At 75.5% G+C, this 22,363-nt stretch carries 14 protein-coding genes; 11 read left to right on the top strand and 3 right to left on the bottom strand.

What is annotated here, in order from left to right:
• Positions 1-23: 23 nt before the first annotated feature.
• Entirely contained in the window at positions 24-2,657 is a 2,634-nt protein-coding gene (locus tag AB0G08_RS18755) for a CHAT domain-containing tetratricopeptide repeat protein (protein ID WP_358089280.1), read from the bottom strand.
• Between the two features lie 188 nt (positions 2,658-2,845).
• Between AB0G08_RS18755 and AB0G08_RS18750 the strand changes: the two genes are divergently transcribed.
• Genes AB0G08_RS18750 through AB0G08_RS18740 form a run of 3 tightly spaced genes read left to right on the top strand, consistent with a single transcriptional unit; the run spans position 2,846 to position 5,259 of the window.
• A complete protein-coding gene (locus tag AB0G08_RS18750; protein ID WP_358089277.1) occupies positions 2,846-4,156 on the top strand; it encodes a S8/S53 family peptidase in 1,311 nt (436 codons plus the stop codon).
• Positions 4,157-4,181: 25 nt separating this feature from the next.
• Positions 4,182-4,820: a sigma-70 family RNA polymerase sigma factor gene (locus AB0G08_RS18745; protein ID WP_358089275.1), complete on the top strand. Its 639-nt coding sequence runs from the start codon at positions 4,182-4,184 to the stop codon at positions 4,818-4,820.
• Positions 4,795-5,259, top strand: a complete 465-nt coding sequence (locus AB0G08_RS18740; RefSeq protein ID WP_358089272.1) for a hypothetical protein — start codon at positions 4,795-4,797, stop codon at positions 5,257-5,259. Before AB0G08_RS18745 ends, AB0G08_RS18740 begins: the two co-directional genes overlap by 26 nt.
• 109 nt (positions 5,260-5,368) lie before the next feature.
• On the opposite strand, the gene AB0G08_RS18735 is transcribed toward AB0G08_RS18740, so the two are convergent.
• Together AB0G08_RS18735 and AB0G08_RS18730 are read right to left on the bottom strand one after the other, a co-directional pair.
• Positions 5,369-6,418, bottom strand: coding sequence for a hypothetical protein (locus AB0G08_RS18735; RefSeq protein WP_358089269.1), 1,050 nt, complete (start codon positions 6,416-6,418; stop codon positions 5,369-5,371).
• 136 nt (positions 6,419-6,554) lie between these two features.
• A complete protein-coding gene (locus AB0G08_RS18730; protein WP_358089266.1) occupies positions 6,555-7,793 on the bottom strand; it encodes an erythromycin esterase family protein in 1,239 nt (412 codons plus the stop codon).
• A gap of 58 nt (positions 7,794-7,851) precedes the next feature.
• On the opposite strand from AB0G08_RS18730, the gene AB0G08_RS18725 reads away from it, so the two are divergent.
• The 8 genes from AB0G08_RS18725 to AB0G08_RS18690 form a co-directional block, all read left to right on the top strand.
• Positions 7,852-8,571 carry a TioE family transcriptional regulator gene (locus AB0G08_RS18725; RefSeq protein WP_358089263.1) on the top strand — a complete coding sequence of 240 codons (720 nt, stop codon included), beginning with the start codon at positions 7,852-7,854 and terminating at the stop codon, positions 8,569-8,571.
• Positions 8,572-8,816: 245 nt separating this feature from the next.
• Positions 8,817-9,113 carry a hypothetical protein gene (locus AB0G08_RS18720; protein ID WP_358089260.1) on the top strand — a complete coding sequence of 99 codons (297 nt, stop codon included), beginning with the start codon at positions 8,817-8,819 and terminating at the stop codon, positions 9,111-9,113.
• Between the two features lie 196 nt (positions 9,114-9,309).
• Positions 9,310-10,644 (top strand): GNAT family N-acetyltransferase, encoded by a 1,335-nt coding sequence (locus AB0G08_RS18715; protein WP_358089257.1) that lies wholly within the window; start codon positions 9,310-9,312, stop codon positions 10,642-10,644.
• A 386-nt stretch (positions 10,645-11,030) separates the two neighbouring features.
• The gene (locus tag AB0G08_RS18710) at positions 11,031-11,888 is read left to right on the top strand and encodes a DUF4132 domain-containing protein (protein WP_358089254.1); all 858 of its coding nucleotides are present in this window, start codon (positions 11,031-11,033) and stop codon (positions 11,886-11,888) included.
• Positions 11,889-11,893: 5 nt separating this feature from the next.
• On the top strand, positions 11,894-16,945 hold the full coding sequence (locus AB0G08_RS18705) for a hypothetical protein (RefSeq protein ID WP_358089251.1): 5,052 nt from the start codon (positions 11,894-11,896) through the stop codon (positions 16,943-16,945).
• 51 nt (positions 16,946-16,996) lie between these two features.
• Complete coding sequence (locus tag AB0G08_RS18700) at positions 16,997-18,187, top strand: AAA family ATPase (protein ID WP_358089248.1); 1,191 nt, start codon at positions 16,997-16,999, stop codon at positions 18,185-18,187.
• On the top strand, positions 18,184-21,849 hold the full coding sequence (locus tag AB0G08_RS18695) for a DUF5682 family protein (protein ID WP_358089245.1): 3,666 nt from the start codon (positions 18,184-18,186) through the stop codon (positions 21,847-21,849). Before AB0G08_RS18700 ends, AB0G08_RS18695 begins: the two co-directional genes overlap by 4 nt.
• A partial coding sequence (locus AB0G08_RS18690) for a hypothetical protein (protein WP_358089242.1) occupies positions 21,846-22,363 on the top strand: 518 nt, incomplete at its 3' end. The genes AB0G08_RS18695 and AB0G08_RS18690, both read left to right, overlap by 4 nt.

Here is a 22,363-nt window from a genome sequence, read left to right as displayed (position 1 = left end):
GCGGGGGATGCCGTCGTGCGCCTTCAGCCGGCGCCGAAGCAGACGAAGGCGGCGGCGGTGGCATGGGCGGCGCCGCCACCGTCGGCGGTGGCGAACGCGCGCTGGGCGTCGGCGAGCGCCACCGCCGGTGCGGCGCCGGCGCGCATCCGGCGGTGCAGGTCGAGCATCAGCGCGGTGGTCAGGTCGGCCGGGACCGGCAACACGGTGGCGATCAGGCTGCGGGCACCGAGGGCCAGCAGCACGGCGGTGAAGCCCATGACCTCGTCGCCCGGCCGGACGCCGGAGAGGCCGGAGTCGCAGGCGGAGAGCACCACGCAGCCCGGTGGGCGGGTCAGGCGCTCCAGCTCGTACGCGGTCAACGGCCCGTCGGCCAGTTCCAAGGTGGAGAAGAGCGGGTTGTCGGCGCGGAAGGTGCCGTGGGCGGCGATGTGCGCCAGCCCGGTTTCGTTCAGTGCGTCGGTGACGGCGTCGGCGGTGGCGCCGTCACCGGTCAGGGCGCGGGAGCCGGGCAGGGCCGCGCGGAGCTGGCGTACCTCGGTCTCGGCGGCAGGCAGCCGGGGCCCGGCCACCAGCACCGGTGGGCCGGCCGGGACGGCCCGACCGGTGGCGCGCAGCCAGACCGTCGCCGAGGGGGCCACCGTCACCGGGCGGCCGGCGCAGGTCGGCAGGCCCGACCAGGGTACGGCGTGCAGGGCGCCGATCGGGACGATCACCAGTGGTCGGTCGCCCAGCAGCCGGCGTACCGGGGCGAAGAGCTGCCGGTCCAGCGCGGCGGTGGCGAACTCGACGCCGGCCCGGGCGCTGGCCGAGTCGCCGGTGGTGACGAGTCGGCGCAGCCCGAACCGGTGCAGGCGCGCCCGAGCCAGCGCCCCGTCGAGCGGGCCGAGGTCGTGCAGGCTGGTCCGACCGTCGCGGACCAGGACCGCTCGCAGCCGGGGTCCGTGCGCCACCAGCTCCAGCAGCACGGCGTCGCCGAGCGCGGCGGCGAGTGCGCGTACCGTGGGCGGTGTCGCCAGGCCGTCGCCGTCGGCTCCCCGGGCTCCGCCGTCCGCCCCCCGGGTCAGTTCCCGGATGCGCTGTTCGAGTCGACCCTGGCTGCGCCGCAGCGCGTGCACCGGGTGGCCGGCGAGCAACGCGTCCTCCAGGGCGGTGCTGACCATCCGCAGCTCGGCCAGGGCGGTGGCGAGCTCGGGGTCCGGCGGCGGCTGCACCGCGCGCATCCGCAGGGCGTTGGCCCGCCAGCGCTCCGCCCAGCTGAGCACCTGGGCGGGCGTGCCGGTGCGGACGGCGATGTCCAGCCCCTCGGCGGCCAGTTCGTGCCCGTACGCCCCGCTGTGTGCGCGTAGCTCGGTGGCGCCCAGGGAGGCCCGGTGGCCGTCGAGCACCGCCAGTCCCCGGCGCAGGGCCTGGGCCGCGCCCCGCAGGTCACCGTCGAGCCGGCGGTGCAGGGCGAGCGCGTACCAGCCCTGGGCCCGGTGGGGCGCGGTGCCCCGACGGTGCGCGCGTGCCGCCACCGCCAGCAGTCCGGCCGCTCGGGCGGGCCGGCCCAACGCCTCGGCCAGTCGGGCGGCCTCGATCCGGGTGGTCAGGGCCGGAGAGGGCCAGCCGGTGGCGTCGAGCTGCTCCGCGGTTCGCACCATGGCGGTGAGCAGGGCCGCCGACCGGGTGCCCCGGGCGACGTCGGCGCGCAGCTCCACGTGCCGGGCGAAGGCTGCCCAGGTGCGGCGGCCCTGGCGGCGGAAGCGGACCCGGGCCGAGGCGGCGGCCTCCGCGGCGGTCCCCAGGTCGCCGGCGAGCAGCGCCGCCCGGGCTCGGGCCAGCAACGCCTCGGCGAGATCCGAGGCCATGCCCCGCCGCCGCAGCTCCGTCACGGCGGAGGTGGCCACCTCGACTGCCTCGTCGATCAACGGCACCGAGAGCAGCAGTTCGAACCGGTCCAGCAGCAGCGCCGGCCGGGGCACCGACAGCCGGCGGTACTCGTCGTCGACGGTGGCGAAGCTACGCAGGGCGCCCGCGACGTCGCCGCGCTGGCCGGCGGCGATGCCCATGTTCCAGCGGGCGTCGGCGGCGGCCAGGTCGAGTCCGAGCTGACTGAAGATCGCCGCGGAGCGGACGAGGTCGTCGTCGGCGTTGCGACTGGTGCCCCGGTGGGCGTTGAGCAGCCCACGGTTGTTGCGCGCCCGCGCCTCCAGCAGCAGGTCGCCCTCGCGCTGGGCGATCTCCACCGCGATGCCGTAGTCCCGGACCGCCTCGTCGAAGCGCCCCCGGTAGTGCAGCACGACGCCCCGCTGCATGCGGGCCCGGCCGGCGTCGGCGCCGGTCAGCCGGGGGAGGGCCAGGGTCACGGCGCGCAGTGCCGGGCCGGTGCGCCCGGCGTTGGCCAGGACGTACCCGAGGCTCATCCGGGCCAGCGCCCGCACCCGGGGTGAGTCGGCGACCCGCACCGCCCGGCGCAGGTGCCGCAGGGCACCCGGCAGGTCGTTGAGTTCCCGCAGGGCCAGCCCGACGGCGCGTTCGGCGGTGGACCGCTCGTCCGCGTCGGGGCGGCCCGCGGTGAGGACCTGCCGACCGATCGCGATCGCCTCGCGGGGGTAGCGTTGCACGGCGTCGAGCGCGCTCTGGGCCGTGACGGCACCGGAAACGGCGCTGTCGGCCATGCCAAGCAGAATCCCGCAGTCACGCTCCCCGGTCAATCGCGTCGAGGTGTATCGGACATCAGTCACCTGACCGACGATCAATTGACACTCGACTATCCTTTGAAATAATCGTCCGGTGCCTCGGAGAGCGCTTCCGTGGCTGCTCCGGCCCGTCGCCGCCCATGCATCTTCGACCGCCTGGAGGACCGGTGCCGTCTGACGACTCCTTCGCGTCGCGCCCGCCGGCCGGGTTGTCCCGCCGGCAGGTCGTGGCCTGGTCCGCCCTGGCCGCCGCGGCGGCGCCGCTCGGTCTCGTCGGGGGAGGGGGCCCTGCCGTCGCCAGCGAGTCGCCCGACGCGACCTACCAGCGGGTCTTCCTGGAGGCCCTGGCCGCCGACCCCGACCTGCGCCGGTACGCCGTCGCCGGCCGGGAGTTCCTCTACCGGCCGCGGCAACTCCTGGTGGCCCGCCCCGACGTGCAGCGGGTGACGACTCGGCTGCGCAGCTACGGCCACTCCGTCACCGAGGGCCTCGGCTTCGGCGGGGTCGCCCGGCTCCGCTTCGCCGCCGAGACCGACATCCCGTCGGTGGTGACCAAGCTCCGCGATCCGCAGCAGTGGCCCGAGCAGCAGGCTCCCCTGGTCCAGCCGCACCACGCGCTGCTCGGCTTCGGCAACATCATGGGCAACCCGGGCGGTCCGCCCCGGGTCGCGGGTGCTCTGCCGGCGCCGGATCCGGCGCGCGCGGGTGAGGGCGCGGGAGTGACGGTGGGGATCTGCGACACCGGCATCTGGCGGCAGGCCGGTGCCCGGCATCCGCAGTGGCTGGGCGGCAGCTATCTTCCCGAGGTCGACGACGAGGACACGGTCTACGTCGGCACCGACGTGCTGGCGCTGCAGGGCGGCCACGGCACCTTCGTCGCCGGCGTGGTCCGGCAGGCGGCGCCGGGCGTACGTTTCGATCCCGAGGCCGCGCTGAACGCCACCGGTGTCGGCGACGAGGAGATGCTGGTCGCCGCGCTCGGCCGGCTCGGCCCGCAGGTGTCGGTCGTCAACCTCTCCCTGGGCTACTTCACCCAGGACGACCAACCTCCGCTGCCGCTGGTCAACGCGCTGGCCGGGCTGCCCGGCAGGGCCGTGGTGGCGTCGGCGGGCAACGCCGGCACCAGCCGGCGGGCCTGGCCGGCCGCCCTGGACCGCGTCCTGGCGGTGGGCGCGGTGACTGCCGGGCCCACCGGCCCGAGCCCGGCGCCGTACAGCAACCACGGGTCGTGGGTGGACGCCTGTGCCGTGGGGGAGCGGAGCAGCACCTACGTCAGGGGCCGGCTGGAGTTGCCGGGCCAGCCGACCCGGTACTTCGACGGCTTCGCCGCCTGGGCGGGCACCTCGTTCGCCACCGGCCACGTCGCCGGCCGGCTGGCCGCGCTGATGACCAGCGCCGGGCTCGGCGCCGAGGCGGCCCGCGCCGCGCTGGTCGCCGGCCCTCGCTGGCATCCCGACTACGGCGTACTCGTCGCGTGAGACCGGCGCGCGGGGTGGTGTCCCGGTGAGCGAGCGCGGCACGGCCGGGCTGGTCGCCGCCGCCTGTTCCGGTGACGAACTCGCGTGGGGCGAGCTGGTCCGCCGCTACACCCCACTGGTGCTCACGGTGATCCGGTCCTACGGACTCGACCGGGTCGACACGGCGGACGTGAACCAGACCGTCTGGCTGCGTGCGGTGGAGCACCTGGGACGGCTGCGGGAGTCGAACGCGCTGCCCGCCTGGCTGATCACCACCACCCGACGCGAGTGTTTCCGGCTGCTGCGCCTCGGCCGGCGGACCCAGCCGTTCGACCCGTACGACGACTCCGTCGACGGGCACGTCGGCGCCTCCCTGCTGGTGGATCCGGCCACCCCGGACGAGGACCTGCTGCGCGCCGAGCGGCAGCAGGCGCTGCGGGAGGCGTTCGCGCAGTTGCCGCCGCGCTGCCGGGACCTGCTCACCCTGCTGATGGCCGATCCGCCGGTCAGCTACCGCGAGATCGGTACGCGGCTGGGCATGCCGGTGGGCAGCGTCGGTCCGACCCAGGCCCGGTGCCTGCACAAGCTGCGGAACTGTCCGGCGCTCGCCCCCTTCGTCAGGGCGTGCGCGGGTGACGACGGGAGCGGAGGTGACCGGGATGGAGCCGTGGCCGCCAGCCGCTGACCACGCCCTGCTGGCCGAGTTGAGGGCCGCCCTGCGGGACTCCGACCCGGTGCCGGAGGAGTTCCTGGCCGCGGCCCGGGCGGCGTTCAGCTGGCGGAGCGTCGACGCCGAACTGGCCCTCGCCGAGCTGACCTTCGACTCGGCCTGCGACCCGCAGCCGGCCGGGCTCACCCGGTCCACCGGTTCGGCCCGCACGCTGACGTTCCGCACGGGTGCGGTCGTGGTCGAGATCGAGGTGACCCCCACCGGCGTCGTCGGGCAGCTCTCACCGGCCCGGGGCGGGCGGGTCAGCGCCCGGAGCTGCGCCGGCCAGTACGAGGAGGTGCCGGTGGACGCGGTGGGCTACTTCTCGATGGGGGCACCGCCCGCCGGCCCGGTCCAGCTCTGCGCCCACACCGACGGGTACGCGGTGGCGACCGCCTGGGTCAGCCTGCGCTGAACGCGACACCCACCTGGCGACGGAGGCCCACCGGTGGCGCCGGCCGGACAGGCGGAACGGAGGTCGCGGGGCTCCCTCCGCGACCTCCGTCCACACCCCTGCAGGAGTGCTACCTGGTCTGCTGGGCCACCGTGATGTCGTACCGCACGCCGCCGAGGTCTGCCCGGGCGGCGCCGGTGGTGTCCGGGCCGACCTGGGTCACGTTGACGGCCATCTTCTCCCGGGTCGGCACGGCTGCCGCGAAGGTCAGCGAGAAGGCGATCCGCTCACCGGGACCGAGCTCCAGGTTGTCCAGGCTGGCCTGGCCGATGTCGACGATCTCGACCTGGTTTCGGCCCACCTCACGCACACCCTTGCCGGCCTTGCCGCCCTTGACCCAGCGCTCGAACAGGGTCGGTCCGAGGTCGGCGACGAGGCGGCCCCCGGCGGCCTGGAACGGGGTCCCGGTCTGGCTGAACACCACGCTGCTGCGGGCCGCCCGGGTCAGGGTGTTGCCGATGGCGAACGGCCGGGTCTGCCCCTGGCCGCCGGCGGTCAGCGCCACCGAGTCGACGTTGCGCCAGGCGATGTTGTTGTTGTTGCGGGTGTTGACGCCGATGTCCGGGCCCTCGAAGGTCATCGGGTCGTTCGGGGAGATCCAACGGGCCAGCAGGCAGAAGTGACCCGGGCCGGGCACGTTGTCCCACGGGATGGTCACCGAGGTGACGCCCGGGTAGACCGGCACGGCCATCGCCCCGATCTGCGTCCACGCGCCCGGCCAGGCCGCGCCGCCGCCGGGCGTGGTCCGGTAGACCCAGATCGTGCCCTCCTCCATGACGCTGTTGCCGTACGGGCCGGGGTTGCGCAGCTTGATGAAGATGTAGTTCCGCTGCCCGACGATCGGGTTCTGGCTGGTCGGGCACTCGACGGCGGTGTGGCAGACCTTGATGTCCGGGCTCTGCCAGAGCGGGTTGAGCGCGTGCGGCTGGAGCCCGACATCGGCGGACGTGTCCTGCATGTACACGTCGACGGCGGCGGCGGTGGTGCCGCCGCGGCTCTCCGCCGGGCCGGCCAGTGGTGCGGCGCCGGCTGCGGTGACGGACAACAGCGTCGCCAGCGCCGCGCCGGTGAGCAGGGCGAGCGTCGAACGACGCGCTCTTCCCGCGAGACTGGTGGACACATTTCCTCCCGATGATGGGGGATCGCCGTTCGCCCCGAGGTGGTGGCGTGGGCGGGTGGACGTCCTTACGGAGCGCGATCGATGCGAGTAGATACAGCCGTCTTCGGCGGGTGATGTCAGATGGCGGAAGTTCGCGTCAAGCCGACGAAAGCCGCGCGGTCGGACGTGGGCCGTACGCCCGCCGGGCGTCCCTGACGAAGACGATCCCGTCGGTGCTGGCCAGGTCGGCCGGTTCGAGCGGGGAGTATCCGAACCAGGGGGACACCCGGGCGGCGGGCGTCACGTCGGCGAGGGCAGTGGCCAGTCGGCGGGCGTCGACGACGCAACGCTCCTGCGGGAGCGCGTACAGCAGCCCCTCGACGGTGTCCGGAGGCGGGACGTCCACACCCCGGTGGGGGATCGTGCCGAGGGCCGTGGCGAGGAAGGCGTATCCCTCGCCCAGGTGGGCGCTGACGATCGCGCCGGCGCTCCACCATTCCAGCGGCAGGCCGCCCATCCGCATCGTGCTCTTGTTCCGCTGGAGGTGGCCGTTGTGTGCGTTCACCAGCGCCGGGCCCCGCTCGGCGATGGCGAGCAGGTTGGCGGCCATCATCGAGTCCCGCAGGGCCAGCAGCCGCGCCAGGCGACCGGGTGACGTGTCGGCCATCCAGTGGTGGTAGCGCAGCAGGCCGGTGGCGGTGCGCCCGTACAGGCGTGCCCGGTCCCAGTCGTCCGGCGCGGACGCCGCGACCAGCTGCGGCGTCTGCGCGTCGAGCAGCGTCACCAGGTCGTCGGCGAGCAGCCGCAGCTGCCTGGCCTCGGGTGTCTGCCCCACGGACCGGGAGGGGTCCGTCATCGCGGCGGGGTCGGTCCAGCGGTCGTCGGCGCCGAGCAGCCGGTCGAGCGTGTCGGCGTCGCAGGGGAGCAGGTCCGCGTCGGCCCGGGCGGCGAGGTAGGCGTGGAGTGCGGTGAGGGCCTGCCGGGGGCTCGCAGCGCCGGTGATCTCCAGCGGGCCGTCGAAACCGGCGAAGCGCAGCCGCTCGGAGGCGGGCCGGCCGTCGTTGTACGCGCGCATCCAGCGCACCAGCTCGCGGTTGGCCGGGAAGGCGCCCCACTCGTGGCTGAAGCCGCGCTCCATCACCTCGTCGAGGGCGCCCGTGCCGGACGTGACGTAGTCGTCCACGACCAGCCCCATCACGCAGTCGCTCTCGATGGCGATCGTCCGGTAGCCCTCCTGCTCGACTAGCTGCCGGAAGAGCTCGTTGCGTACGTCGAGCAGGAGGTCCTCGCCGTGGGTGGGCTCGCCCAGGGCGAGCAGTCGCGGCCGGGTCGGGAGGAGCCGCATGACGGTCGGGGCCTCGACGGGGTGGGTGATGTCTCTGATGCCGGTGGTCATTGCCTCAACGGTATCGTTGAACCTTCGGTGGAAACTTCTCGGCGACATTGGCAGGACAGTGGGGCGAAACCTTCAAGACGGCGGGCGGCTCAGGCCGATCGACCTGGCACGGGCGCACGGGCTGTCCACCCAGGCGATCAGGAACTACGAGGCGGCCGGCATCCTTCCGCCCGCCGAACGCACCCCGCACGGCTACCGCACCTACACGCCGCTGCACGCGCAGGCACTGCACGCGTTCCTGGCCCTCGTGCCCGGGCACGGGCACCAGACGGCCACGGCGATCATGCGGGCGATCAACCGGGACGAGACCGAGGACGCGCTCCGGCTCATCGACGAGAGCCACGCCCAGCTTCTCGACGACCGCCGCACCCTCCAGGCCGTCGAAGCCGCTGTCGGTGACCTCGAACCGGTGCCGCAGGAACGCGGCGACACGTTCGTCGGTCCCCTGGCGAGGAGGCTCGGCGTCCGCCCGGCCACCCTCCGCAAATGGGAACGCGCCGGCCTGGTCCAGCCGCACCGCGACCCGCAGACCGGCTACCGGGTCTACGGCGCGGCCGACGTGCGCGACGCCCGGCTGGCCCACCAGCTCAGGCGGGGCGGCTACCTGCTGGAGCAGATCGCTGCGCTGATCGCCCAGGTCCGCGCCGCCGGAGGCGTCGCGCCGCTGGAGTCGGCGCTGCACGACTGGCGCGCCCGCCTCTCGGCCAGGAGCCGCACCATGCTCACCGGCGCCGCCGCACTGGACGCCTACCTCGAGACACGCCGACGACGTCGTTGAGACAGACTCGGCACGGTACGACTCCGAGAGGCGGCCTGGCCGAGCGGTGGCGGACGCCAGTCGGCACAGCGGGCCGTCGAGCGCAGCGCCAGCCGCGGCGGGGTGAGCCGCATGACGGCGTTGCGGGCCGCCTGGTTGGCACCCTCAGCCAACCTCCCTGCACCCGGTGCGGGCCCGCCGTGGCGGTGGGGGACCACATCGACCACAATCGGGGGCCGTCACCGTCCACAGTCGAAAGGACACGAGTGAAACGCCGACTTCTGCACGCCCTGACGGTCGCGACCGTCGTTCTCGCCGGCTCGGCTGTGGCAGCCGCGCCGGCCTCGGCGAGCGACGCGTGGGGCATCGTCTGCAACCTTCGGGAGAACACCTGGCTGCGTGCCGAGCCGCACGGCCACGTGCTGCTCACCCTGACTGCCGGGCGCGGGTTCCGCTGGCACGGTCAGGTCTCGGCTGTCGACGACGACGTCTGGATCTACGGCCACGGCGCCGAGTACCCGTCCGTGGACGGTTGGGTCCCGGCCCGCAACACCACCTGCTGAACCCGCACCTCAACCGGGACGGCCGCCGAGCGCTGCCGTCCCGGCGCACGGTGACGGCCGGGAACCGCTGAGGCAGGGCACCGAACGCCACCGCGGCGCCGACCCGATCGAGGGCGGCGCCGCGGCTGGTTCCAGCGCAGCTCGCTCCGGCACGCCACCCACGGACGCTGTGGGAGCTGCTGTGCGAAGGTAAGGCATGACAAGGGAGCGCGATGGTTACGTGATCCGGGCCGGCCGACCCTCCGACGCATCCGAGCTCGCCGCCCTGCACGCGTCGGTTCAGCTGCAGTGGGCGACCGGCGGGAAACCGCACCCCGGAATCGCCGCCTGGGTCGAGGGCCTGCTGACCGGCCATCCCTCGGTCGCGCCCGACGACTTCCTGGTCGCCGTGGACCTGGCCACCGGGCGCCCGGTGGCGAGCCTCGTAGGACTCCGGCAGGACTGGAGCGTGGCCGGGGTGCGCCTGCCGGTGGCCCAGGTCGAGCTGGTCGGCACGGCGCCGGAACACCGCGGGAACCGGCTCACCGAGCGGCTGTTCGCCGCGCTGCACGAGCGGTACGCGTCCCGCGGCGTGGCCGTCCAGGTCATCGAGGGAATCCCCTACTTCTACCGTCGGCTCGGCTACGACTACGCCCTCGCGAGCGGTGGCGCGCCGACGGTGCCCGCCACCGAACTGCCGGCCACTGGTCAGGGCCGCCCGGACGATCCCTCCGACGGCCTGATGCTCCGCCCAGCGACCGCCGCAGACGCGGGTGTCCTCGCCGACATCGACCGGCGGCTCGCTGACGGCGACGCCCTGGTCTGCCCGAGGGACGCCGTGGTGTGGCGGTACGAGATCGCCGGACGCCGTCAGGCGGACCTCGCCCGGCGCATCGTCGCCGTCCTGACGCGAGGCGCCGAGGTTTGTGGATATCTGGTGCACGGCGCCCGGCTCGACGCCGCCGGCGAGCTGGCCGTGTTCGCGGCGGCCTGCAGGCGTACGGCCGACTGGCCGCAGGCCGCCGTGGTCATGCACGCACACCTGGCCCGCGTTGGCCAAGGGTACGGGTCGGCGGCGGGTCGGCCGTTCGTCGCGGTCCGCCGCGCCCTCGACCACGATCACCCGCTGGCGCGCCTCGGCCCACCTGGTGTACCGAGGCGGCCCAGAGGCTGGTACGTCCGAACCGGCGATCCGATCGACCTGCTCGCCCGGTTGGCACCGCTGCTGCGCGCTCGTTGGCGTGCGGCGGACCTGCGCTGGCATGAAGCGGGACTGACCATCGACATGTACGGCCGCGCCGCCCGGCTGATGTTCACCGACGGCGAGCTGACAGCAGTGACGGCAACGCGCGGCACGGTCAGCCCGACCACCGACCCGGCGACCCACGCCGCCATCCCGCCGGGCGCTCTGCTCCAGCTCGCCCTCGGCAACCGCACCCTGCCCGAGGTGCTGGACGCCTGGCCGGACTGCTTCCTGCGGGACCGCCTCACCGAGCACGTCCTGACGGCGGCGTTCCCCCGGGTGCCGGTCCGGGTCTGGCCCCGCAACTGACCAGTGCGCGGTCGACGGAACCGGTGTCGTCACGGGGCGGCAGCGCGACTCCGTCGTGTGGATCGTCGGCCGTGTCCCCGACCCAGGACCCCGGACCGCCAGCGGTCCCGCTGCTGATCACGTCGTACGTCTGCCGCCCTGGTGTGACCTAGGTCATTGCCGTTGTCTCACGCCGAGGCGGCGGACGGCCGCGTGCCGTGCGCTCCGGCCGGCTGGACCTGCGCCTTCCGTGGGCCCGCACGGTCGCGCCGCGCGGCCCCCGGGCTCGGCTACTCGGCCGATGGGTCGCGGTCGTGTCGGTCACTACTGTTAGCGTGCCCTCGTTGTCGATCACGGCCGATTCCTGACGAAATCTGCCTGTTTTGCCACTGCGGAGGGTATTCCTGATGGGCTGGCTACCGGTGGGAGACTCGTACGAGATCTCTCTCGTGGACGGAAAGGTGGCGGCCCGGTCCAGCGGCCCGCGGGCCGGTGGCCGTCCACTGAAGACGCTGCCGAAGGCGCTGCGGGACGACCCCGAGGTGGACCGGTTGCGTCAGCTCGCCCAGTGGTTGGACCGGCACTCCGCCGAGTGCCTGGCCCGGGTCGACGCCTGGGTGGTGTCCTCGCTGCCGGTGCCGACCGGGCTGCTGGCCCGGGTCTGGCCGGACCCGGCCTGGCGGGACGCGCTGCGCGACCTCGTGGTGCTCGGGGACGACCCGACCGAGTCGGGATTCCTGCGGGACGTCACCGACACCGGCGACCTGCGCGTGGTCAACCTCGACGGGGAGACCGTCCGGCTCTCGCCGGTCAGCGCCACGCTGCCCCACCCGGTGCGCCTGCCCGACCTGGCCGACCTGCGCGAGTTCGCCGACGAACTGGACGTCACCCAGCGGATCGAGCAACTGCACCGGGGCACCTGGGGAAGACCCGACGACCTGAAGCAGCGTGACACGACGATCACCGACTTCCGCGGCACCACGGTCCCCAACCGGCTGGCCGCCCGGGCCGCCACGCTCGGCTTCCGGGTCTCCGGCTCGCAGGTCAAGTGCCGGGTCTGGGAAGCCGGCCGCACGATCGAGGCCGCCCTGCGGTTCGACGAGGACTACTGGGACTCCGAGGCGACCCTGGGCACCCTCTCCTGGTCAATCGTGGACGGCGCGACGCTGCGGTTGACCGAGGTCGGGCCGGTGGCCTGGTCGGAAGGAATGCGAATGGCGACGGCCCTCTCCGGCGCCGCGACCGGAACGGGGAAGAAGGCGTGACCGGGATGACGACGACGGCTGGCGAGCACTCGGTCGAGAGTCTGCTGACCGCCGGCGCGGTGCTGCCGGCCGACACCGCCGTGGCCGGCGACCTGGCGGTGCCCCTCACCGCCCGCACCTACCGGCACCCGGCCCTCGACGACCGGCCGGTGGTCCGCCTGGTCGACGCGGCCCTGGGCGAGGGCGAGGACATCGCCGTCGGGTTCCTCGGCCTGACGCCGGGTGCCGAGCCCACCGTCGTCGGGCTGGGCCCCCGCCGCCCGTTGGCCTTCCCCGAGTGGGTGCTGGTGCACCACCCGGCGGACGGCCGGCACGCGTTGGCGGTGGTGCCGGAGTTGCAGAAGCTGACCAAGCAGGTCCGGTCGCGGCCGAAGGCGGCCCTGGACGGGCACCAGGCCATCGCCGACCGGCTCGCCCGTACGCTGCCGCACTTCCTGCCGACGTTCTTCGAGCAGGCGGCCCGGGTGTTCCTGGCCGCCGGGCAGGACGCGTACGCGACGCAGCTGTTCAACAAGGCGCGCAAGGCGGAGGCACAGCACGGTCTGCCGGTCGACCTGAACCGGCTGGACGAGGTCTACGTGGAGTTCGCGTCGGCCAAGGTGGTGTCCGCGACCGCGTTGGCCGGCTACGCGAAGGAGCTGTCCGCCCAGTTGCCGGCCGACGAGGCGCTGGAGCGGTTCTGCCGGCTGGCGCTGCGGGCCGCGGCCGCCGGCGTGGTGCCGTCCACGCAGTCGGCCAGCGCGGTGAACCGGCTGGTCCGGGCCGCCACCAAGGCCGCCGGTAAGGCCGGCGCCGCCGCCGTGGCCGACCGGGAGGCGGCCTACCTGACCGAGCTGCTCCGGTTGCCGGTGGCCGCCGAGGCGCCGGCCGGCTGGTGGAAGGCGCACCTGCCGGCGGTGACGGCGTTGGCCGGCCGTGACCCGGCGATCCGCGGCAGCCTGCTCGACCTGATGCCCACCGACCGGGACGACCTGGTCCCCTGGCTGGCGCTGTTGACCGACACCGGTGCGCTCGCCGGGCTGTCCGACGCGGAGGCGCCGGACCCGGCCCGCCCGCAGGACGGCTCCGTCGGCTGGCTGCGCCGCTTCGCGAACCGGGTCAACTCCGGCCACCACCACCACCGCCGCCGGCTGCCGCAGCTGTACCCGCTCGTGGAGCGGATGGCCGACCGGCTGCGCGTCGAACTGGCCGATCGCGGCGAGACCCTCGCCGCCGACGGGGACCTGGAACTGCTCGACCTGCTGCTCGCCCTCGACCTGCCGGTGCCCGCGCCGAAGGAGCGCGAAGCCCTGGACCTGGCGGGCTGGGTCAAAACGGGGGGAGAGCGGGACCTGCTCGCGGTGGCCGGCGACGACCGGTTCGCCGCGGCCCTGCGCCGGGGTCTCGACCAGCTCGACGACCAGCCGCCCGCCCTGCGCCGGATGGTGGAGACGCCGGGCGTCCGACCGTTGCTGACCGGCTGGCTGCGGGCCCGGATCCGCGGCCGGTTCGCCGCCGGGCTGCCGTACCTGCCGGCGTCGGTGGACTGGCTGGGCAGGATCCCGGTGGAGGCGCTGCGCCTGGTCTCCGACGAGCTCGACGGCGCCGGTGACCCCGCTCGGGTCGGCGACCTCGGGCAGGCGCTCGGCGTCGACCTGGCCGAGCGCGTCGCCCGCAGCCTGCGCGGCGGGCTCATCGACGAGCTGGGCTGGCCGGACTGGGAGCTGGCCTGGCAGGAGGTGACCGGCGGCGACCGCCGGGTCGAGGTGGTCCGGCTGGAAGCCTGGCCGTACGTGATCCTGGGCGGGCCGACCACGGTGCGCGTGCTCGGCGCCGAGGGCATCGTGCTCCGCCACGACCTGCGCATCCCGGCCGGCGACATGTGGGGTCAGCCCGGCTACCACTACGTCGACGGCGAACTGCTGGTCTACTGGCGTTCCAAGGCGCTCGACTACGACCTGCGCGGCTACTGGCACTCGTCGCCCGGCGAACCGCAGCCCATCCAGGGCGAATACCGCAGTAAGCAGCCACGCGGGAAGGGCATCACCCTGCCGCTGGCGGGCGGCGGGCGGACCACCGGCGGTGGCGTGCTGCACGCCGGTGACACCGCGGTCCCGTCCGAGCTGCCGGTCATCACCGACGGCACCTCCCACTGGGTCTACCGGCACGGACAGGAGGACGACACGCTCGGCTGGCGCGAGTACGACCCGGTCACCAACACCCACGGCCGGCGCAGCCTGCCCCGGTTCCTGGCCGACCTCCCGGTCGACGGAAGCGACCTGCGGGAGGGGGCCAGCTGGCTGCGGCCGGCCCTGTCCGACCGGGCCACCCCCGCCGCCGTACCGGTGGACGGTCTGCTCGGCTGGCGCGTCGTCACGCTGCCGGACGGCTCGGTACGCGGTGAGGACCTGGCCGGTCGTACCGTCACCGTGGCCGCCGGACAGGAGCCGATCGCGGCGCTGGTGCTGCCCGGCGACGACCGGCCGCGGGCCGTCCTCAAGGGTCCCGTCCTGGTCGACCCGGACGGGCTGGTGTCGGCCGCCGCCGGCCCGCCGTCCGGCCGGGACTACAACCCGGACGCCGTCCCGCTGCCGTCCTGGGAGTTCCTCGGCAACCTGCTGCCCCGGGATCCGGCCGGCTCCACCGCCCTGCGCGGGATGGACCGGGAGACCGTCGCCGCGCTGCTCAAGGTCGCCATCGACGAACGCCGCGCCGCCCTGGCCGAAGAGGCCGCGCGGGCCCGCGCGGCGACCCGGTCCGGGTTGACCGCGGCCACGCAGGCCATCACCGGCCTGCCCGTCGCCGTCCCGGCTTCCATGGTCGGCGCCGCCGGCTCCGGACCCGCCGCCACCACCGACGAGGACGACGCCGACGCGCTGGCCGAGCTGGTCCGCTCGACGTTGCCGGCGGTCAGCCACCACGCGGTGCTGGCCGCGGTGGTCGGGGTGCTGCGGCTGGCCGCCCGGGTGCGCACCGACCTGGACGCGGTGACCGAACGGCTCACCAGGTCGTTGTCCGCCCCGGCGGCCGTGGCGCCGGCGGCCACCGTGACCGGGCCCACCGACAGGCAGCTCAGCGCGGCGCTGGACGGTCTGCGTGGCTCGGTGCACGGGGCGAACGACGGGACCCACGCCTTCACCCAGTTCCAGGCGTTCGCCGCCCGGCGGTCCGCCAGCGGCGGGAGCGAGCCCACCGTGCGGCTGCACCTCGACGGGCCGCCGCTGCCGTCCAGCCTCGACTGGTGGTCGCTGCTCGGCGGTGCCGCCGCCGTCGCCTACCGGGCCGTCGCGGCGGTCACCCCGCAGGAGCACCGGGAGACGCTGCGCGCCCTGCTCGCGGAGCTGGACCGGCTCGACCTGAGCGCGGCGGCCGAGCCGGGACGGTGGCGCCGGTGCAGGCTGCACCTGCTCGACGACGTCCTGAAGAACCCCGACGGTTCGCGCCGCTACCCCAGGCCGGGTGTCCTGCCGCTGCCCGACGGGGCGTTTCTCGCCGTCCTCAACTCCCGTGGCACGGCCACCGGCTACTACTTCGACGCGCTGCACCACGACCCGGCCGGCGTGTTCGCCGTGCCCGAGCCGTACACGGCGCATTCCTCGGAGCCCGTCGGCGACGAACGACCGGCCGGCTGGCTGGCGGGTTTCCTCGCCGAGGGGGCCGCGCGCGGCCCGCTGCCCTGGCGGCCGGAGGCGGCCGAGCAGTTTGCCGAGCTGACCGGCGTCACCCCCACGGCCGCGAAGCTGGTGCTGGCCGGCCTGCCGTACACGGACTCGGCGAACACCGTGCCCCCGGAGCTGCGCAAGGCGCTCGGGATCAGGCAGGTCGGCGAGGTCAAGCTGGCGTTCGGGCTGCTGCGCGAGGCCAGGCCGACGCTGCGGCGGGCCGTGGTCTCGGCGCTGCTGCCGGACGAGCCGGCCCGGCTGTGGACCGACGGTCCGGACGTGGCCGCCGCCGCGGCGGTGTGGAACGCCGCCCTGGGGCGCCGGGTGGTGGTGCCCGAACAACTGCTCGCCGAAGCGGTGCGCGCCGTGCGCACCGGCTGGGATCCGGCGAAGGCGTTGCCGGCGCTGCTCGACCCGTCCCGTTCGGCCGAGCTGAGCACCGACCTGGCCTTCGAGGTCAGGGGCGACCGGGTCCGGCCGGTCGAGAGCCGGATGGCGGGCTTCACCGGTGAGGTGCTGCGCTCCACGGTCGCCCTGGCGGCCTGGGTCGCCCACCACACGCCGGCCGGCGACCCGTGCCGGGCCGCGCTGCCGGCCGCGCTGGCCGTGCTCCGGGACCGGCTGGCCAACCCCGGCCTGCTGCTCGACCTCGACCAGTGGGTCTCGCTGCCCGCGTTCCGGCAGGTGGCGGGCACCCCGTCGGAGACCGGCCCGGGCTGGGAACGGTACGGCGCCATCGTCCTGGCCACCCACGACAGCCAACCGTCGCCCGCGCTGCGGCCGGACCTGCTCGACGCCGACGGGACCGACCCGTACCTGCCGGCGCTGCGCCAGGACGCGGCCAAGCCGTACCCGACGGAGGTGGCGCTGCGCCTGGTCCGCGACCCGCGCTTCGCGGCGCTGCTCGGCGAGCCGGGTGGGCCCGACGGCGGCGCGCGGGAGGCCGACGGGACCTGGTGGCCGCAGGACCCGACCCGGTCGGTGCCCGACCTGGTCGCCGAGGTGGCCGGGGAACACGGCCTGGGCGCCGACGCGGCGGCGGTGTACCTGATGCTGCTGGCCATGCCGGACCCGACCGACCGCAACACGGCGAAGTGGACCGGCTGGAAGCCGGCCCGGCTGAAGGCGGCGCGCGCCGAACTGGCCGGCACCGACCTGGTCGTCGAGGCCAGCCGGTCCCGGTCCGGCCGGTCGCTGTTCCTGCCCGGGCCGTGGCTGGAACGCGGCAGCGGGCAGGCGCCGATCGAGGGCTGGAAGGTCGCCCTGTTCGACCTCGCACCCGACGGTACGGCCGGGCTCGGCGTGACCGTGCCGTTCGAGCCGGCCGCCGAGCTCTACCGGCGGGCCTGGCAACGCCTGCGCGACGGCGACCGGCCCCGGTTCGACAACCTGCCCACCCGCGGCACCCACCGCTGACCCCCCGACCCGAACACCCCATCCGCACCAGAGAAAGATCGAGGAACACCCGTGACCGTGACGGAACACGTCCGCCCCACCGTGGCGCCGGAGACCGCCGCCCAGGTCCTCTCCGCCGAGCAGCGGTACGCCGCCGAGCTGGCCTTCCTGGCCGCGTACGACGACGGGGCCCGGCCGCCGGGCTGGGCGTTGACCCCGCGCGCCGTGGTCACCTTCATCCAGGGCAGCGACGGCGAGGCGTTGCAGCTGCCCGCCGACCGGCGTACCGGCCCGGACGGCACCGAACTGTCGGCCAGCATGACCATCCCGGCGAAGTTCGTCGGTGAGCGGAGCCTGGTCGAGCGGTGCGTGGTCACCCTTGCCGGCGAGCGGGGACTGCTGCTGGTCGGCGAGCCCGGTACCGCCAAGTCGATGCTGTCCGAGCTGCTGGCCGCCGCGGTCTGCGGCACCAGCGCGCTGACCGTGCAGGGCACCGCCGGCACCACCGAGGACGCCTTCCGGTACGGCTGGAACTACGCCCTGCTGCTCGCCCAGGGCCCGACCCCGCAGGCGCTTGTCGACTCGCCGGTGCTGACCGCGATGCGCACCGGGCGGGTGGTCCGGATCGAGGAGGTCACCCGCTGCCTGCCCGAGGTGCAGGACGCGCTGGTGTCGATCCTGTCCGACCGGCGGATGAACGTGCCGGAGCTCTCCGGCACCGAGGACGGCCTGATCCGCGCCACGCCCGGGTTCACCGTGATCGCCACCGCCAACCTGCGGGACCGGGGCGTGTCGGAGATGTCCTCGGCCCTCAAGCGCCGGTTCAACTTCGAGACGATCCACCCGATCTCCGACGCGGACGTCGAGACCGACCTGGTCCGCCAGCAGGCCACCGCCGCCGTGCAGCGCGCCGGCGCGGCGTACACCGTGGACGACGCGGTGCTGGACGCCCTGGTCACCGTGTTCCGCGACCTGCGCTCCGGCCGGTCGGGTGAGGGGTGGGACGTGGAGCGGCCCGGCACGGTGATGTCCACCGCCGAGGCGGTGCAGGTGGCGGTGTCGCTCGGCCTGGCCGCCGCGTACCTGCCCGGTGGGGACGCGCTCGACCTGGTGCCCGGGCACCTGCTCGGCGTGGTCCGCAAGGACGACCAGAACGACCACGCCCGGCTGCTCGGCTACTGGGACGGCCCGGTGCGCCGCCGTGCCGAGGACGGCTCGGCGATGTGGCGCCGGCTCTGGGACCTGCGGGAGAACTTGCGGTGACGACCCTCTCCCGTACGCCCGGTGCGGCCCCGCCGACCGTCGACCCGAAGGCGGTCGATGCGACGGCGGTCGATCCGCGCGCCGTGGTCGACGCCCTCGCCGGCTCCGTCCGGCCGTACCTGATCGGGGTGCGGCATCACAGCCCGGCCCTGGCCGCGGCGGTCCCGGCGCTGCTGGACGCCGCCGGGGCCGAGGTGGTCTGCATCGAACTGCCGGCCGACTTCCAGCGCTGGCTGCCCTACCTGTCCGATCCGGCCGCCCGGGCCCCGCTGGCCCTGGTCGGCAGCCACGGCGCGGACGGGCCGATGGGCTTCTACCCGTTCGCCGACTTCTCCCCGGAGCTGGCCGCGATCCGCTGGGCCCGGCAGCACGGCGTCGAGGTGGTCTGCTGCGACCTGCCGCTGGCCGACCCCGGCTGGACCGCCGACACCACCGACTCCGCCCCTGCCGCCGGTGGCGATCCCGACCCGACCGCCGGTGAGCCGGTGCCCGGCCTGCGCCGGTCCTACGCCGCCGCGCTCAGCGCCAGCGGCACCGGCCGCGACGGCGACGACCTGTGGGACCGGGTGGTCGAGGTGCGTGCCCCCGGCTGCCCGCCCGAGGCGGTCCGCCGGGCCGCACTCGGCGTCGGCTGGGCGATGCGTACCGACAGCGCCAACCGCGACGGCGTGCCGGCGCGGGACCTGGCCCGCGAGCGGCACATGCGCCGGGTGCTGGCTGAGGCCGGCGCCGACGGCCGGCGGGTCGCCGCCGTCGTCGGCGCCTTCCACGCCCCGGCCCTGCTCGCCACCGCGCCGACCGCCGACGTCGATGCCACCGCCGCGCCCACCCGGCCCGGCACCGCACCGGCCGACCCGGTCCGGTCCGTGACGGCCCCGCCCGCACCGGCCGGCGCCGACGGCGGCGGCACGGCGGTCACCTCGCTGGTGCCGTACGCGTTCGACCTGCTCGACTCCCGGTCCGGCTACCCGGCCGGGATCCGCGACCCGCGCTGGCAGCAGTCCGTCTACACCGCGGCCGGCGACCCGGAACGGATCCGCGCCGCCGCCGCGCGGGCGGTCACCGACCTGTGCCGGGAGCTCCGCGCGGCCGGTCACACCGCCGGTACCGGTGAGGCCGCCGAGACGGTACGGCTCGCCGGCGACCTGGCCCGGCTGCGGGACCTGCCCGCCCCCGGCCGGGGCGAGGTGCTGGAGGCGGTGACCACGGTGCTCGGCCAGGGTGAACTGCTCGGCCGTGGCCGGGCGCTGGCCAAGGCCCTGGAGACCGTGCTCGTCGGCGCCGACCGGGGCCGCGTCGCCCCCGGCACGCCGCGCTCCGGGCTCGGCCCGGCGGTCGAGGCGGAACTCACCGCACTGCGGCTGCCCAACCCGGACAGCCCGAAGCCCCGCGAGGTCCGGCTGGACCCGCTGCGCACCGAGCTGGACGGGCGGCGGGAGATCCTGCTGCAACGCCTCGAGGTCTGCGGCGTCGGTTACGGCGAGGCGATCGCGGTGTCCGGCACCGGCGACGGCGCCGCCCTGACCACGCGTTGGCAGCTGGCCTGGACGCCGTCCGTGGCGGCCCGGCTGGACCTGGTCGGCGTACGCGGGGTGACCGCGGCGCTGGCCGCGGCCGGCACCCTGCGGGAGCGGTTCCGCCGCGAGGCCGCCGACGGCGGACCCACCGCCGCGCAGCTGCTCACCGGGCTGCGCGACGCCGCCCGGTGTGACCTGCCGGAGCTGGTCACCGACCGGCTCGAGCTGGCCGCCGTGGTGCTGCCCGGCACCGGCACGCTGCCCGAGCTGCTGGCCGCACTGGACCTGCTGGAGGCGCTGCGCCGCGAACACCTGCCCGGCACCACCGCCGACGGCCGGGCCCGGGCGGCCGAGCTGGCCGTCGTGCTGCTGGACGCGGCGGTGCGCGGGCTACCCGGCTTGGCCGGCAGCGACGCCGCCCCCGACGCCGCCGCGCTGGTCGACCTCGCGGTCCGGGCCGGCGAGGACCGGATCGGCCTGCGCCTGGACGAGGCCCTCGGCCACCTGGCCCGGACGGGTTCGCCCCTGATCCAGGGCGCCGCCCTGGCCGCCCGGGTGCTGCTCGACCTGACCGACCTGGAGACCCTGGGCACCCGGGTGGCCGGCTGGATCGACGCGGCGACCGGACCGGACACCCGGCGGCAGCTGCACCGGACGCTCGGTGGCCTGCTCACCGGCGCGCACCCGCTGCTGCAGTCCGCCCCGGCCGCGCTGGACCCGCTGCTGGAGCGGATCGAGCGGCTCCCCGACGCCGACTTCCTGGACCGGCTGCCGGCGCTGCGTGGCGGGTTCGACGTGCTCACCCCGGCGGCGCGCGACCGGCTGCTGCACACCGTCACCGAACGGCTGGGCGACCGCCTCGACCTGACCCTGTCCGCCCCGCCCGAGCTGCTGGCCCGCTGGGCCGCCGCCGACGCGGCCGGCCGGGCCGCCCTGCTCGCCCGCGACATCCCCGTCCCGGGCACGCCGGCCGGCTCCACCGACGCCACCAGCGACGCTGACGGGGCGCCGGGGCCAGACACGCCGGACGCCCGGCTCACCCCCACCGACCGGTGGCGGCTGCTGCTCGGCCGCCAACCCGACCGGTTGCCGGCCGACGCCCGCCGCTACGCCCGCGCCCTGGACGAGTTGTACGGGGCGGGCCAGGGCGAGGGCGCCACCGACCTCGGCCAGGGGGCCGGCGGCGGCCAGGACGCCTCCTTCCCGACCGCCCGCGAGTGGGCCGACGAACTCGAGGCGCTCTTCGGCACCGCGGTACGCGAGGAGGTCATCGCCCGGGCGGCCGAGAGCGGCCGTACGGACGTGCTCACCGAGTTGGACCCGGCGGCGGTGCGCCCCTCGATGGAGCTGCTGACCTCGGTGCTGTCGCTGGCCGGCGGCCTGCCGGAGGGGCAGCTGACCAAGCTGCGGCCACTGGTCCGGCGGCTGGTCGAGGAGCTGACGAAGCAGCTGGCCACCCAGGTGCGTCCGGCGCTGACCGGGCTGACCAACCCGCGCCCGACCAGCCGTCCCGGCGGCCGGATCAACCTCGCCCGTACGCTGCGGGCGAACCTGGCGCACACCCAGCGGCTCGGCGACGGCCGGACGGTGGTGGTGCCGGAGCGCCCCGTCTTCAACACCCGCACCCGCAGGGAGGCCGACTGGCGGCTGGTGCTGGTGGTTGACGTGTCCGGCTCGATGGAGGCGTCGGTGGTGTGGTCGGCGTTGACCGCCGCCGTGCTGGGCGGGGTGCCCACCCTGTCCACCCACTTCCTCGCGTTCTCCACCGAGGTGGTCGACCTGACCGACCGGGTCGACGACCCGCTGTCGCTGCTGCTGGAGGTGCGCGTCGGCGGCGGTACGCACATCGCCGCGGGGCTGGCCGCCGCCCGCTCGCTGGTGACCGTGCCGAGCCGGACCATCGTCGCGGTGGTCAGCGACTTCGAGGAGGGCTACCCGCTGGCCGGGCTGCTCGGCGAGGTCCGCACGCTGGCCGGCTCCGGCGTGCACCTGCTCGGCTGCGCCGCGCTGAACGACAGGGGAGTGCCCTGCTACTCGGTGCCGGTCGCCGAGCAGCTCGTCGCGGCCGGGATGCCGGTCGCCGCTCTCAGCCCGCTCGAACTCGCCCGCTGGGTGGGCGACCGCATTCGCGGAGGATCACGTTGACGGACCGCACAGCCACCGCCGCAGACACCGACCGGTTGCCGCCGGTGCTGCCGGGAGTCGCCGCCGCGGCGGTGGCGGCCCTGCCGCCCCGGCTGCACAGGCGGCTGGACGCCACCGTCGAACGGCTGGCCGCCGTACCGGTCGGCCGGGTCGACGGGGGCGTGTCGGTCGACTGCGGGCCGGAGGCGCTGGTCACCCTGACGCCCGGGCCGACCGGCGCGGTCACCGACCCGCACCAGGCGCGGTGCAGCTGCCTGCTGACGCCCCGCTGCCTGCACCGCACGGCGGTTCTGCTCGCCTGCCCGGTCGCCGACCCGGCCACCCACCCCGATCCGGCGTCCGCCACCGCCAGGCCGGCCACCCCGGACAGTGCCGGCGCGGCTGCCGGCCGGACCGGGCGTACCGGGAAGGCGGCTGGCGCGGCCGGTGGTGGCAGCCGGAGCGCGGCCCCGACGAAGGCGCAACGGGCCGCCGCCGGCGCGCTGTGGCGGGCAGCCGCCGCGGTGCTCGCGGC

The sequence above is a fragment of the Micromonospora sp. NPDC023644 genome (genome assembly GCF_040640115.1).
Classification (GTDB): domain Bacteria; phylum Actinomycetota; class Actinomycetes; order Mycobacteriales; family Micromonosporaceae; genus Micromonospora.
Note: the sequence above shows the minus strand (reverse complement) of the source record. Positions and strands in the feature narration are given on the sequence as shown.

Excerpts from the sequence above, each read along its gene's own strand:
- AB0G08_RS18740 (WP_358089272.1), top strand. The coding sequence starts at position 4,795 with ATGGAGCCGTGGCCGCCAGCCGCTGACCACGCCCTGCTGGCCGAGTTG.
- AB0G08_RS18755 (WP_358089280.1), bottom strand. The coding sequence starts at position 2,657 with ATGGCCGACAGCGCCGTTTCCGGTGCCGTCACGGCCCAGAGCGCGCTC.
- AB0G08_RS18730 (WP_358089266.1), bottom strand. The coding sequence starts at position 7,793 with ATGACCACCGGCATCAGAGACATCACCCACCCCGTCGAGGCCCCGACC.
- AB0G08_RS18710 (WP_358089254.1), top strand. The coding sequence starts at position 11,031 with ATGGGCTGGCTACCGGTGGGAGACTCGTACGAGATCTCTCTCGTGGAC.
- AB0G08_RS18715 (WP_358089257.1), top strand. The coding sequence starts at position 9,310 with ATGACAAGGGAGCGCGATGGTTACGTGATCCGGGCCGGCCGACCCTCC.
- AB0G08_RS18705 (WP_358089251.1), top strand. The coding sequence starts at position 11,894 with ATGACGACGACGGCTGGCGAGCACTCGGTCGAGAGTCTGCTGACCGCC.